The following is a 13424-nucleotide window of genomic DNA, read 5'->3' on the forward strand; positions in this document are numbered from 1 at the left end:
ACAAGTGATAAGGCAGTGGGTAAACTACTGCCTTATTTGCTTTTAGAGCCAGGTTACTTTAAGGGGTTATTCATGCCCAAATACCTGCTCCCAACTCCAGCCTTCCTTTTGTAAAAGCTTTGTGTAAAGCATGCGCTGTTTCTCATACTTTGGAGGCAAAGATTGTCCTTCAGGCTGCTGTAAAACTGGTATGCCTTGTTTTGCCAGGCCGCCTGTATGGAGTGTCGGTGTAGTTAGATCCGGGTCAAGTTTTTTCACAAAGTCTTTCAGCATGGTATGGTGATAGGCTTCAAAGGCCTTGCCCAGCATGTTTCTGTCAAGTTGGTTTAGGCTTGCTTCTTCTTTTACGGCATTCTCTAGTATGCAATAGGCCTCATAGAGTCTGGCCATAGATGGGGTAATGGATTGCTCTGGGTTGCTGTTGTGAAAGTAATGTATAATGGGGTAGGAGTGGTGATTCATAGTATGCTGTAACATCATCTGGCTGAGGTCCGAAATCTTGTCTGCCAGTTTAGAAAAGTCCTTGCCATTCCAGCTGTTTAGCAGAATTTGATGTGGCGAATTGCCTAGCCCGCTGATGTAAGTAGCAAGTGTGCTCTGAAGGCCGTTTGCAGAAAGCACCTGTACAAAGTATGTGATGGAGGCCGTGATAAATGCAAGTCCGGAGAAGGCGATGACATTGGTTATGATTCTCCAGGCATGGGTATAGGTTATGTAATCTCCGATTCCGAGTGTAGATACCACATACCCGGCATAGTAAAGCTTTTCCAAAGGTGAGGCCACTTCCAGGGTGCTGCTTTTCTTCACTGCATCCGGGTCTGAGAGCAGCATTAAAAAGTAGCCTCCCCAAAGTATTGTAACCCAGAACACCAGAATAGATACTAACACCGTAGGCCCTGCATACTGGAGCAGTTTAGAGTTTCCGTTTCTGCCTGACAGTAGGAACCATACTTTCCAGACAGCCTGGGCAATTTTATTAGTGATATAACCCCCACCCGTAGAGGACAGCGTGGTTTTAATTATGTCCAGTGCAACAAGGATGTAAAGCAGAATTCCCAGGATCAGGTAAAGTCCGTTCATAATTGTACTTTTTGTTCCTGTTCCCTAAACGGGCAGCGTGGGTAATTGTTAGATTTCCAGAAGTTCTGCTGGGCTAGCAATCCGGATTTGGTGGCTGGTTTATACTTTACCAACTGTTGTGCTTCGGGCAAAAGCTACATGCGGTTAGCAAGTTATACTTGTTTAGGCTAAGAATGATAAATGCTGATAAGGATGTTGGCTACCACATTAACTCCGGTAGAGAGTTTGGGCTAAGTTCTGTATTTGGTAAAACCAAAAAATAAGCCGACAAATATATTCTGATGAGCACCCCACGTATAATAAATAACTCAAGTTGCGCTATAGGATAACCAGGCAGGCGTAAACACACCCCTGAGAGTTACGCTCGCTAGCTCAAAACGCTCGCTCAGGCTAGTCTGCAAGTGTAAAATTACATGCACGAATAAAATTCCCCTCCTCGGAGTAGGGCCGTTTCATTCTAGTAGATTTTATAGTTATGGCGCGAGCGTCCTCGCTCGTGTCGGGCTATAGCTGGGCCTCCGGCCCAGTTGGATTGCAAATCCAACGGTATAACAAGTCACGGATCACAGATCCGCGCCAGCAAAAGGGGAATTACATGCACGAGCTAAATTCCCCTCCTCGGAGGGGTTAGGGGTGGGTTAATCGCAACTTGAGTTAAGTATACTTTAATAATCTACATACTATGCGCAAACCCAAAGAAATACTGGACGACCATTTAAACTTGTCAAAGCACGGCACTGTTGACGAAGATCTGGAAAGAAATTTTTCTGAAGACCTGGTGTTGCTAACCACTTTCGGGGTATTTAAAGGACATAAGGGTATGAAATTGCTTGCGAAGAGGCTCCGCGAAGAACTACCCTCTATGACTTTCAAGTATAAAAACATACTGGTAGAAGGGGAGGTGGCTTTCCTGGAATGGTCTGCCGACTCGGAGAATACCTATGTGGAGGATGGAGCCGACTCTTACGTGATCCGGGATGGGAAGATAGTAGCCCAGACGATCCATTATACACTCAGGCACAAGTAAGTAGGGTAGTAATTGGAGGTATAAATTAGTTTAATGTTTATCTTCGCCTCACATATTAACCTGGTTTAGAAAAATGAAGAAGAAAATATTTCTTTTCGCCTTAACAGCATTAATTGCTTCAGGTAGTCTGCAGGCTCAGGACGGCCCTAAGAAAAAGCAGAAAAAGCAAAACGTAAGCGAGGCTTCTTTCGAAGTAAATGGTGTTTGCGGCATGTGCCGTAACCGTGTAGAAAAAGCTGCTCAAAGTATAGAAGGGGTTCAGGCTGCTGTCTGGAACATGGACTCTAAAACCATGACCGTGAAGTTTAGTGCAGACAAAACTTCTGCTGCGGATGTACAGCAAAAGATTGCCGGCACCGGCCACGATACCGAACTGGTGAAGGCTACGGACGAAGCCTACAGCAACCTGCCAGGGTGCTGTAAGTATAAAAGAAAGCAACAAAAAGGCAGCCCGTAAGGCTGCCTTTTTTGTTTTAGGAGCTGTACAAAAGTTTACTTAAAATGTAGTACCTAATTCTGCCATTGGTACTGTTTTTTACCAACAATTAAACGGCAATGGCTGCTTTTCCTGTGGCAGTCAAAGGTCATTTTATAAGCGCTTCACAGACTCTTTATTACAAAGTATAAGTTAGCTACTTACGGGGCATTTTTTGCTTCATGCGTTGCATACATGCATCGTCCATCATGCCCTGTTGGTGCATCTGTTGCATCATCTGCATCATCATAGGTCGGTTTTGCATCATCATATTGGCCATCATGTTGCATTTAGCTGAGTCTGCGGCGCAGGCAGCCATCATTTGCTGCATCATGCTCTGCATCTTATTAGGGTCCATGCCACCTTGCATGTGCATGGCACTATCGCCAACCATCATCTGGTGATCTCTGCCCATCATACCATCGGCTCCCATCATGCCGTCCATGTTATGCTCACGCATCACCTGCATCATTTCCTTGTGCATCTCCGGGTTCTCCATGATCATGTTATAGACCTCACGGCGTTGGACCTCATTGTCCATAACCTCTTGCACGGTTGCCTCACGCTGGCAACTTAACAGGCCTACCACCAGGCAAGCGGAAAAAATTTGCATCACTTTTTTCATAGTAGTTATTATTTAGATGTATTGATTTTAATACTTCTGTTTCAGGGTGATTTATGCAGAGTTGATCTACTAAAGTTTTACCAACCACAGCCCCTCCGAGGAGGGGAATTGAGAACGATTAACACCCCCCCTACCCCCTTCGAATCAAGTCCGGGATCTGCGACTTCAAAGGGGGACAGTCATGCACGAGAGCTCCCCTCCTGTTATTAGGAGGGGCTGGGGGAGGTGAATTTCCCCTCCTCGGAGGGGCTGGGGTGGGTAAATACTCAATGGTATTTGTCAGCGAAGGCTATACTTTACAGCTACTCCGACATTTTCTGGCTAGTTTCTCTATTTTACTTGTTGTCAACCAGCATTTTTAATTTAAGTCTTGAATCGATTTAGAATCACCACTTCCTCACTCAACTACTACTTTATCTGCTTGCGTAGCAACTGGGCATTAATAGCCACTATTACAGTACTCAAACTCATTAAGGCAGCCCCAACAGCCGGCGAAACCATGATGCCCTGCTTGTACAGCACACCTGCAGCCAGGGGCAATGCAACTACGTTGTAAGCCGTGGCCCAGATCAGGTTCTGGATCATTTTGCGGTACGTGGCTTTACCAAAAAGTATAAGTGAGCTGATGTCCTGTGGGTTGCTGTTCACCAGTATGATGTCTGCGGTTTCGGCTGCCACGTCGGTGCCTGAGCCAACCGCAATCCCGACCTCGGCCTGGGCAAGGGCAGGGGCATCGTTCACGCCGTCACCGGTCATGGCCACAAATTCTCCCTTAGCCTGCAGCTCTTTCACTTTCTCCTGCTTTTCATGCGGAAGCACATTGGCCAGGTAGCCATCCATGCCCAGTTTATCGCTCACACTTTTGGCTACACGCTCATTATCGCCTGTTAGCAACAGGTTCTTGATACCGTTCTCTTTCAGTATTCTGATCGCTTCTTCTGACTCAGGCCGTATCTGGTCTTTCAATGTGATAAAGCCTGCCACCTGCTGGTCTATCATGATATAAACCACAGTTTCCACGCCTTCTTCTGCATCGTTTTCGGGAACTTGTATGTTGTACTCCTTAATGTAGTTTGGCCCAACTACCTTTACATCATTTCCTTCAACGGTTCCCTCCAAACCCTTGCCGGGCAGGTAATGAAAGTCAGAGGATGCAGGTATGGCAATACCTTCTGCCTCGACCTTGCGCAACACGCCCTGCGAAATGTAGTGCTCCGAGTTTTGCTCGACTCCGGCTGCTAACCTTAGTAATTCCTGCTCTGAGTAGGCCGGGTTCATCGATACCACCCTTGCCACTTCATGCGAGCCTTGGGTAAGGGTACCTGTTTTGTCGAAGATGATGGTGGTGATGTTGCGGGAGTTCTCAAAAGCGGTACGGTTCCGGATCAGGAGGCCATTGTTTGCAGATACAGCTGTAGAGATAGCCACCACTAACGGTATAGCCAAACCCAGCGCATGCGGACAAGAAATAACCATAACAGTAACCATACGCTCCAGGGCAAAGCCAAACTCAGCACCTGCAATTAGCCAGGCAACTAAGGTTAAAGTACCGGCAGTAAGGGCAATGTAAGTCAGCCATTTTGCAGCTTTGTCAGCCAGACGTTGCGTATCAGATTTTGTTTTCTGGGCCTCCTGCACTAAGGTAATTACCTTATTCAGGTAACTGTCTTTTCCGGTGCTTTGCACGCGCACCTGCAGCGAGCCGTTTCCGTTTATGGAGCCACCAATCACCTTGTCTCCTGGTTTTTTCTGTACCGGCTTGCTCTCACCGGTCAGCATGCTCTCGTTCAGGTAGCTGTCTCCTTGCACCACCTCGCCATCGGCAGGTACTTTCTCTCCGGGCTTTATCAGGATAAGGTCATCGGCTTTTAGCTCTTCCACCTTCACTTTTATGGTTTGCCCGTCTTTAATAAGTGCAGCTTCGGCAGGCATCATACTTACCAGTAGCTCAAGGGCTTTGGAGGCACCCAACACGGATCGCATCTCAATCCAGTGGCCCAGCAGCATTACTACGATCAGGGTGGCAAGCTCCCAGAAAAAATCCATGCCTTTTAGCCCGAAAGCCACTGCCGTGCTGTAAACATAGGCCACGGTAATAGCCACCCCGATCAGCGTCATCATGCCCGGAGTCTTTTTCTTAACCTCCTCGGCAAGTCCTGTTAAAAATGGCCAACCCCCATAAAAGTAGATGATGCTGGAAAGCACAAAGGAGATCATCATGTTGTAGGGGATATTCAAGGAATAGCCCAAGATATCCTGTATCATAGGGCTGATGATAATAACCGGAACTGATAGCGCAAGTGAAACCCAGAAGCGCTTCTTAAAGTCCTCGATCATCATGCGGTGATGGTCGTGGTGGCCCTCATGCTCGCCATGTTCCGCATGCTCATCGTGGGGAGGGTGGTGCCGGGTGTCGCTGTGCATGGCTTCCGAGTGGCCGTGCAGTGTTTTCTCCTCCAGCCTTTCTTCTATGCCTCTTACTTCCTCTTTTTTATGTTCTTTATGCTCTGAGTGATGCTGGTGTTTAGGATCTCCTTTCATGCTTAATGGTCTTCTGAACGATAGTCTGCTTTAAGTTTCTGTGCCATTTCTGGGGTGACAGATGTGGCGTCAGCCCCGTAGGCATCTACGAGCACGCCATTAATACCGTGCTTTTCTGAAGTGATGGCATACACCACAGAGTTGTCTGAGGGGTTGGTCATCCCCTCAAACCGGTATACTTCATCTATTTCAAAGTCTTCAGGGTGTAGGGTAAGTTGTTGGCCGGGACACTCCAGGCAGTCAGATTTCAGGTTCAGGTCTTCGGTGTAACCTTTCTTTCTGAGTGCGTTAAGCGTTTCACTTAAGGTTTCGTAGTTGTTTTAGTGTATGTGCATTTTGCTTTCTCTTTGATTATCTAACAAGACACACCTACCTAAACGAAAAGCGGCACAGTATGGGTTACTGTGCCGCTTTTCGTTATGCTCTGGTTATACTTAGTGGGAGTGCCCTGTGTCGAGGTACTTGCCTTGTGGGCCAACGCCCTCGATAAACACCAGTTGCGCACCGTAATGCCCGGCCATGGCCACGCTGTAAGCAGCACCTGCAAGTATAAGTGCCACCACAGCCACGCTCCAGCGCTTACCTTTAAACGGGAACTGGTTCAGCACCTGTGCCACCAATGCGATACCAGCCAGCCAAATGGTCCAGATTGCGTAAAGGTCGTGTTGCTCCAATACAAGTTTGGCATGAGCCGTCAGGCCTTCGGTGTGCGGGTGGTCAATTTCAGTTACATAGTAGGCAAACACGAAGCTTACCAATACGCCCACTGTCACCACCCAGTCCAGGGACTTGCGCAGGAAGAAGATGTTAGCTAGTTGCACACCTGCTGCTGCCAGCAAAAGCACGATCGGGAAGTGTACAAATAGCGGGTGGCGGTTCGGGAAGTCGTCTAAAGAAGCGTGAACTGAAGACGGGTTTTGCTCGTGCCCTGCGTGCTCTTCTTCCGTTACTGTTGCATGCTCATCGTGTTGTGCAGCTGCCTCCTGTGGTTTTGCCTCATACTTTACGGTGTCATGCGGAGCTTCAACTGCAGCCTCTGTTTTTGTTTTCTCTTTTTTGTCCCCGTGCTTCTCACCGCCATGTGCCAAGGCAGTAAAGGCCGTAGCAAACGACAGCAAAAGTATAAATAAGATACAAGAAGGGTGCTTTTTCATGAATACAATAGAACTAATTTGGAATGTTTTAAACGCGTAGTAAATAAACAACAATTACTTATGCCGTTCAAGAAGATGCCAAATCATTATGTTAAATGTAGGTGTACTGTGCTGTAACAGGCTTAGATAAACACACGTTTTAGGGTAGCGTTTAAACTACTATATAGAAATTTTAAATTGATCAACCATGATGCAATTTGACCATAAATCCAGCAAAGGAAGCTATAACAGATTCTTGTTGATGCTTCTTTTTTCCTTTTTAGCCATGTACTTTACTATGTACCTCAATACCTATACATTCGATCATGTATATTTCAGTATGACACGATTTTACATGGCATGCCTAGGAATTTCTGCAATGGCTATTATCATGTTCTTGTTCATGAGGCACATGTATCAGAATAAAAAGAAAAATATGGCCATTGTACTAGGTAGTATCGCCTTGTTTTTCAGTGCTTTGATTCTTGTAAGAGCTCAAGAGCCTATTGGTGATGTACTTTGGATGAAAGCCATGATCCCGCACCACTCTATTGCAATTTTGGCAAGTGAGCGAGCTGACATAAAAGACCCAGAGGTAAAAAAACTATCTGAAGAAATTATTAAAGCTCAGAAAAAAGAAATTGTGGAAATGAAAGCAATGCTTGACAGGTTAAGCAAGGAATAAATCCTCATAGGGTCATTGCTATCAACCTGTATGCTATGCCAGAACTGAGCTATGATTTTACTTAATCCTGAACCAGGATAAACATGGACTCAACGCTATCTGATTTAAAAGGATAAGAAGAAATATGTAGTATATTGCATTTTGGCCTCCGGATCTACTTCTTGTTCATTTTCAATCCTTTAGTATGTATTGGCTTCTGTCAATAAGCTGTTTTATAACCCTTTTAGTTTCTGCTTGGTAAACCTATTAATACAATAGGAAATCGAGTTGCTGCATCAATTATATTGTATTAAACTATGGTTAATAAAAAGCATCAAGACAATAACATGGGCATGCGCGGTGTAACCAGGCCCATGGCCGAAAAGCAGGTGCGCGAGCATAACCAGCAAATGCACGAAGGAAACGGGGAAATGAAGATGGACCCTGAGATGCGTGAGAAAATGCTGCACATGCACCATATGCAAACGCTTTGGGTGTACTGGATGATCGTCATTCTCGGCTTTTGGGTACTGCTGTCACCGCTGACGTTTAGTTATAGTATAGGAACGGTAGCGCCTTCCGGGGGGCGCGAAGTATGGCTGTCGCTGGAGCAGCGCATCCAGTTTATGAAGTGGAGCGATATCATCAGCGGTGCCCTGCTTATATTTTTTGGCTGGCGCGGACTTACGCCCAACCGCCCTGTCAGCCTCTGGATCTGTTGTTTTGTGGGCATCTGGCTTACCATGGCACCCATACTTTTCTGGTCTCCATCAGCAGTGGCCTACCTAAACGATACCATGGTGGGAGCCCTTATTATTGCATTAACCATACTTATCCCGGGCATGCCCAATATGCTCATGTACATGGAGATGGGGCCAAAGGTACCACCGGGATGGAGTTATAACCCTAGCAGCTGGCCACAGCGCTGGATCATGATGGTGCTGGGCTTCTTTGGGTGGGTGGTGTCGCGTTACCTGACAGCCTTCCAACTGGGCTATATCGACTCGGTCTGGGACCCTTTCTTCGGTTCGCAAAGTGAGCAGGTGCTTAACTCTAAAATGTCGCACTCACTGCCCATATCCGATGCCGGCCTTGGGGCAATTGCTTATACTTTTGAGTTTTTGATGGGCTGGATGGGTAGCCCGGCCCGCTGGCGCACCATGCCCTGGATGGTAGCTGTGTTTGGTATACTGGTCATTCCGCTGGGGCTGGTGCACATCTTTCTCGTTATTTCGCAGCCAATTGTGGTGGGTGCCTGGTGTACGTTCTGCCTGCTGGCAGCCGCCATTATGTTACCCATGATTCCGCTGGAAGTGGATGAGGTGATCGCCATGATACAGTTTGTGAAAAAGAAAATGAAGCAAGGCGAAGGCTTCTGGAAACTGTTCTGGAAAGGTGGTACCATAGAGGGTGGCGAAAAAGAAGAGCATGCCCCGGAGCTTATGAAGCTTCCGCAGGAGCCTGCCAAAGTATACTTAGCCTCTGTGTGGGGCGTAAGTGTGCCCTGGTCGCTTGCCGTGGCTACATTGCTGGGTGTGGCTATGGTATTTGCGCCTGGCATTTTTGGGGTGCCGATTGAGGATACGGTTGCAGACGTGCTGCACCTGACAGGCTCTTTAGTGGTGGTCGTGTCTGTTATCTGCATGGGTGAGCCGCTGCGCCTGGGCCGTTATCTGAACGTGTTGCTGGGCCTGATCGCTGCCGGTGTACCATGGTTTGTAGGTGGCGATACCATGTTGAACATTACGTCGCTTATACTTGGCCTGGCGGTGGCAGCCCTTGCCATACCCTTAGGTCCGGTTAAGCAGCATTATGCCGGTTGGGATGAGTATGTCAAGTAATGTTGCAGCAGATAGTTTGCTCTCGGATGAGGAACTGACAAACAGGGTGCGCGACCTGCTGCACCGCAATATGATCAGTGGGGAACGAGCCGGATTTGATTACCATTTCACCAAGCCCTCACCGGGTACTTACCCTTTCCAGTTTTTCTGGGATACCTGCTTTCATGTGTTTTCGCTGGTAGCTTTAGGCGAAGTAGACATGGCCAAGAAACACATGCGGAGCCTTTTTGAGATGCAGCGCCCAGATGGCTTTGTTGGCCACATCAGCTACTGGAAGCGGCTCTGGCCGGGCCGGGTCACAGACCTGCTGCAACTGTTGCCCCGCGATGCGATACGGCTTCACAAACCACACATGTCGGCACTGGTGCAGCCGCCGCTGGCTGCGCAGGCAGTATTGTGCATTTACAAGGGCGATCAGGATCAGGCATTTGTACAGGACATGCTGCCACGCCTGAAGCGCTTTTATACCTGGCTTAGTGAGCACCGCGATTTTGAAGGAGAGGGTCTGCTTAGTATCATTTCACCTTTTGAGTCGGGTATGGATTGGAAGGCCAGCTATGACCCCGTGCTTGGCTACGAAAAGGGCAAAGCAGGACCCTTGCTGTTCTGGAAAGTGCTGAAAGTGGATGCCTTTAATTTCTTTAAGAACTATAAGCTACTCGATATCTACAAGCATAATAAGTTTATTGTAAAAGATGTTGGCTTTAATACCATCTATGCCCAGAACCTGGAGGTAATGGCCCAGCTCTGCGCCATACTTGGCGATGCAGACGAGGCAAAGTATAAAGAGAAGGCGCGTTTTGTAGGGGAGAAAATAATGGAGCACATGTACGATGAGCAGGATGCAGCCTTCTACGACCTTGCAGGGCACCAGTTCGAAAAGCTAAGGGTGCGCACCGGAACCATCTTTTTTCCGGTAGTGCTAAAGGCTGTTAATCAAGAGGTTTGTCAGTGGGTTTTGGACAGGCACCTTTTCCACAGAGACGGTTTCCATGTACCTTATCCCATCCCGTCACTAGCCATAGATGAACCAGCCTTTGACCCTGATGAGTCGGTGTACATCTGGCGTGGGCCCACCTGGGTCATATTTAACTGGTATATGCAGGGCCACCTGCTGGAAAGAGGGTATACAAAAGAGGCTGATGAGTTGGTGGAAAGCATCCGGAAATTAATCAGTAAAAGTGGTTTCAGGGAGTATTACAACCCCTTTACCGGCGAAGGTCATGGTGCCGAGGACTTTACCTGGAGCGGTCTGGTGGTAGATATGATTCAAAGGCAGAAAGAATAGTTGAAAGTATAGAGCATTTATTAGGTGATGTACTACAAATTACCGCTTCGCTCAAACTTGCGGTATTATGTATAACACTCATCACTTTAATCTTCTCCATCCTAACCGCTTAATAACTAGAACCCATCCTCCGCGTTATTCTTAAAGTATACTTTATACTTCTGAATTTCAAAGTATAAACTTGCTACAATTGCGTACTCATACCTACGCCTATACTACACCCGCATAATTTTCATGTACTGCATTCAAACCAATGTGTATGGCTCCTTTCATTAAACTATTCAGCGATATAAGCTACAAAGACCTTAGTAAAGTGGGTGGCAAAAATGCCTCGCTGGGTGAAATGTACAACCAGTTAAACCCGGAAGGCATACATGTGCCCGACGGTTATGCTACTACCTCAGAAGCCTACTGGTTTTTTCTGGAGCAGAATGACCTGAAAGAGCAGCTAAGTACTATACTTGACAGCCTGGACACAGACCATTTCGTTAACCTGGCCGAAGTGGGCAACAAGGCCCGGCAGCTTATACTTTCAGCCAGGTTTCCGGATGAGTTGCGGAAGGAGATCGAGCAGGGATACGACTATCTGAAAGGGGAATATGGCGATAATATTTCTTTAGCTGTTAGGAGCAGCGCCACAGCCGAAGACCTGCCCACAGCCAGCTTTGCCGGTCAACTGGAAACCTTCCTCAATGTGCACGGACTTAATAATTTGATCAAAGCCTGCCACCATAGCTACGCTTCCTTGTTCACCGACAGAGCCATAAAGTATAGGGTTGACAATAACTTTGAACACATGCAGGTGGCGCTTTCGGTGGGGGTGCAGGTGATGGTGCGCTCCGACAAAGCCTGTTCGGGTGTGATGTTTACACTAGACCCTGATACAGGTTTTGATAAAGTAGTGGTGATTTCCGGATCATGGGGCCTGGGAGAGAACATTGTACAGGGTGCTGTAAACACGGATGAGTATGTAGTGTTTGAGCCTATGCTTGGCAAGGCAAAACAGCCGATCATATCACGCAAGCTAGGCAGCAAGGCCAAAACCATGGTGTATGCTGAGAAGCAGGAAAACGAACTGCAATCACCCACAGATGCCATTGTGAACCAGGATACGCCGCCTGAGATGCAGGAAGAGTTTGTGCTGAATGACGACGAGGTGGTGCAGCTGGCCAGATGGGGCAAACGCATTGAGGAGCATTACAAGCAACCCATGGATATTGAGTGGGCAAAGGACGGGGACTCTGGAGAGCTATTTATTGTGCAGGCCAGACCCGAGACTGTGCAAAGTCAGCATAAAGACCAATCGTTTTTTACGGCCTATACTTTAAAAGAAGAAGGGAAGGTGCTGTGCTCTGGCATCGGACTAAGTAACCGTATTGTGTGTGGCGTTGCCCGCATACTTCACTCACCCTCCGAGATTGATAAACTGCAGGAAGGCGAGGTGCTGGTTACCCGCAAAACAGACCCCGACTGGGACCCGATTTTAAAGAAGGCAGTGGCCATTGTAACAGAGCAGGGTGGCCGCACCAGCCATGCGGCCATCGTGGCCCGCGAAGTGGGCGCTGTAGCGGTGCTGGGCACTGACAATGCGACCCAGACCATACAGGATGGTCAGGTGGTAACTGTGTCCACGGCTGGAGGTGAAACAGGATATGTGTATGAGGGGGAGCTGGAGTGGGAAGAAACCAAGACAGACATGAGCAAGCTGGAAAAGCCCAGAACCAAAGCCATGCTTATACTCGGTGACCCGGAGCAGGCTTTTAAGTACTCGTTTCTGCCAAACGATGGGGTAGGGCTTATGCGCATGGAGTTTATCATCAACAACTCGATACAGGTACACCCCATGGCCCTGAAGCATTTTGAGAAAGTGGAGGATAAAGAGGCGCGGGAGAAAATCGAGCAACTCACCCACCATTACCAGGACAAGGAATCATACTTTGTAGACAAGCTGGCAGAGGCCACGGCGATAATTGCGGCAGCTTTTTACCCAAAAGATGTGATCGTGCGCATGAGCGATTTTAAATCGAATGAGTATGCCAACCTGGTTGGGGGGAAGCAGTTCGAACCCGAAGAGTCGAACCCGATGATCGGCTTGCGTGGAGCTTCGCGGTATTACCATCCGCTTTACCAGGAAGGCTTTGAGCTGGAGTGCCGCGCCATGAAAAAAGTGCGCGAGGAAATGGGTTTGACCAACGTGAAGCTTATGATCCCGTTCTGCAGAACTGTTGATGAAGGCAAGAAAGTAATTGACCTCATGGAAAAGTATGGCCTGAAGCGTGGCGACAATGGCCTGGAAGTATACGTGATGGTGGAGATACCCAGCAATGCACTACTGGCAGAGGAATTTGCAGCGCTATTCGACGGCTTCTCCATTGGGTCTAACGACCTAACGCAGCTGACACTGGGTGCAGACAGAGATTCAGGTTTCTTAAGCGACATCTTCGATCCCTTTGACCCGGCAGTGCGGCAACTGATTGTTATGACCTTGCAAAAGGCAAAGAAGACCGGCACCAAAACCGGCCTTTGCGGTCAGGCCCCCAGCGACTACCCAGCGTTTGCCGCTTTCCTGGTAGAAAACGGTATAGACAGTATTTCCTTTAACCCAGACGCGTTCTTTGTAGGGCTCCAGAATATGTTAGAAGCAGAACGGAGAATTAGTTATTAGTTGATAGTTATTAGTTGATAGTTGTTCGTTATTAGAAATGACTTCTGCCATTGTTGGTGTTTTTCACCAACAATTAAAGGGCACT

At 47.8% G+C, this 13424-nt stretch carries 11 protein-coding genes; 6 read left to right on the forward strand and 5 right to left on the reverse strand.

Features of this window, described 5'->3' with window-relative positions:
* Positions 1 to 66: 66 nt before the first annotated feature.
* On the reverse strand, positions 67 to 1080 hold the full coding sequence (locus AC4BAP_RS09875) for a potassium channel family protein (protein ID WP_490582477.1): 1014 nt from the start codon (positions 1078 to 1080) through the stop codon (positions 67 to 69).
* Positions 1081 to 1762: 682 nt separating this feature from the next.
* Between AC4BAP_RS09875 and AC4BAP_RS09880 the strand changes: the two genes are divergently transcribed.
* Entirely contained in the window at positions 1763 to 2107 is a 345-nt protein-coding gene (locus AC4BAP_RS09880) for a nuclear transport factor 2 family protein (RefSeq protein ID WP_490582478.1), read from the forward strand.
* A 73-nt stretch (positions 2108 to 2180) separates the two neighbouring features.
* Positions 2181 to 2564: a heavy-metal-associated domain-containing protein gene (locus tag AC4BAP_RS09885; protein WP_490582479.1), complete on the forward strand. Its 384-nt coding sequence runs from the start codon at positions 2181 to 2183 to the stop codon at positions 2562 to 2564.
* A 175-nt stretch (positions 2565 to 2739) separates the two neighbouring features.
* On the opposite strand, the gene AC4BAP_RS09890 is transcribed toward AC4BAP_RS09885, so the two are convergent.
* The 4 genes from AC4BAP_RS09890 to AC4BAP_RS09905 all read right to left on the reverse strand — a co-directional run bounded on the left by AC4BAP_RS09890 (position 2740) and on the right by AC4BAP_RS09905 (position 6902).
* Positions 2740 to 3195: a hypothetical protein gene (locus AC4BAP_RS09890; RefSeq protein WP_490582480.1), complete on the reverse strand. Its 456-nt coding sequence runs from the start codon at positions 3193 to 3195 to the stop codon at positions 2740 to 2742.
* 420 nt (positions 3196 to 3615) lie between these two features.
* The gene (locus tag AC4BAP_RS09895) at positions 3616 to 5667 is read right to left on the reverse strand and encodes a copper-translocating P-type ATPase (RefSeq protein WP_490582652.1); all 2052 of its coding nucleotides are present in this window, start codon (positions 5665 to 5667) and stop codon (positions 3616 to 3618) included.
* An 83-nt stretch (positions 5668 to 5750) separates the two neighbouring features.
* Positions 5751 to 5909: a hypothetical protein gene (locus AC4BAP_RS09900; RefSeq protein WP_490582481.1), complete on the reverse strand. Its 159-nt coding sequence runs from the start codon at positions 5907 to 5909 to the stop codon at positions 5751 to 5753.
* Between the two features lie 273 nt (positions 5910 to 6182).
* Positions 6183 to 6902 carry a DUF2231 domain-containing protein gene (locus tag AC4BAP_RS09905; RefSeq protein ID WP_490582482.1) on the reverse strand — a complete coding sequence of 240 codons (720 nt, stop codon included), beginning with the start codon at positions 6900 to 6902 and terminating at the stop codon, positions 6183 to 6185.
* 187 nt (positions 6903 to 7089) lie between these two features.
* Here AC4BAP_RS09905 and AC4BAP_RS09910 point away from each other — a divergent pair, with 187 nt between their 5' ends.
* From AC4BAP_RS09910 to ppsA, 4 genes are all read left to right on the forward strand, one after another.
* Entirely contained in the window at positions 7090 to 7566 is a 477-nt protein-coding gene (locus tag AC4BAP_RS09910) for a DUF305 domain-containing protein (RefSeq protein ID WP_490582483.1), read from the forward strand.
* Between the two features lie 296 nt (positions 7567 to 7862).
* Complete coding sequence (locus AC4BAP_RS09915; protein WP_490582484.1) at positions 7863 to 9386, forward strand: vitamin K epoxide reductase family protein; 1524 nt, start codon at positions 7863 to 7865, stop codon at positions 9384 to 9386.
* Complete coding sequence (locus tag AC4BAP_RS09920) at positions 9376 to 10674, forward strand: amylo-alpha-1,6-glucosidase (RefSeq protein WP_490582485.1); 1299 nt, start codon at positions 9376 to 9378, stop codon at positions 10672 to 10674. Before AC4BAP_RS09915 ends, AC4BAP_RS09920 begins: the two co-directional genes overlap by 11 nt.
* A 259-nt stretch (positions 10675 to 10933) precedes the next feature.
* Entirely contained in the window at positions 10934 to 13339 is a 2406-nt protein-coding gene (gene ppsA, locus AC4BAP_RS09925) for a phosphoenolpyruvate synthase (protein ID WP_490582486.1), read from the forward strand.
* Positions 13340 to 13424 lie beyond the last annotated feature (85 nt).

This window comes from Pontibacter sp. GD7, assembly GCF_058216375.1.

Bases quoted from the DNA above. Each gene is read 5' to 3' on its own strand.
- AC4BAP_RS09875 (WP_490582477.1), bottom strand. From the start codon at position 1,080: ATGAACGGACTTTACCTGATCCTGGGAATTCTGCTTTACATCCTTGTT.
- AC4BAP_RS09880 (WP_490582478.1), top strand. From the start codon at position 1,763: ATGCGCAAACCCAAAGAAATACTGGACGACCATTTAAACTTGTCAAAG.
- AC4BAP_RS09885 (WP_490582479.1), top strand. From the start codon at position 2,181: ATGAAGAAGAAAATATTTCTTTTCGCCTTAACAGCATTAATTGCTTCA.
- AC4BAP_RS09890 (WP_490582480.1), bottom strand. From the start codon at position 3,195: ATGCAAATTTTTTCCGCTTGCCTGGTGGTAGGCCTGTTAAGTTGCCAG.
- AC4BAP_RS09900 (WP_490582481.1), bottom strand. From the start codon at position 5,909: ATGACCAACCCCTCAGACAACTCTGTGGTGTATGCCATCACTTCAGAA.
- AC4BAP_RS09905 (WP_490582482.1), bottom strand. From the start codon at position 6,902: ATGAAAAAGCACCCTTCTTGTATCTTATTTATACTTTTGCTGTCGTTT.
- AC4BAP_RS09910 (WP_490582483.1), top strand. From the start codon at position 7,090: ATGATGCAATTTGACCATAAATCCAGCAAAGGAAGCTATAACAGATTC.
- AC4BAP_RS09915 (WP_490582484.1), top strand. From the start codon at position 7,863: ATGGTTAATAAAAAGCATCAAGACAATAACATGGGCATGCGCGGTGTA.
- AC4BAP_RS09920 (WP_490582485.1), top strand. From the start codon at position 9,376: ATGTCAAGTAATGTTGCAGCAGATAGTTTGCTCTCGGATGAGGAACTG.
- ppsA (WP_490582486.1), top strand. From the start codon at position 10,934: ATGGCTCCTTTCATTAAACTATTCAGCGATATAAGCTACAAAGACCTT.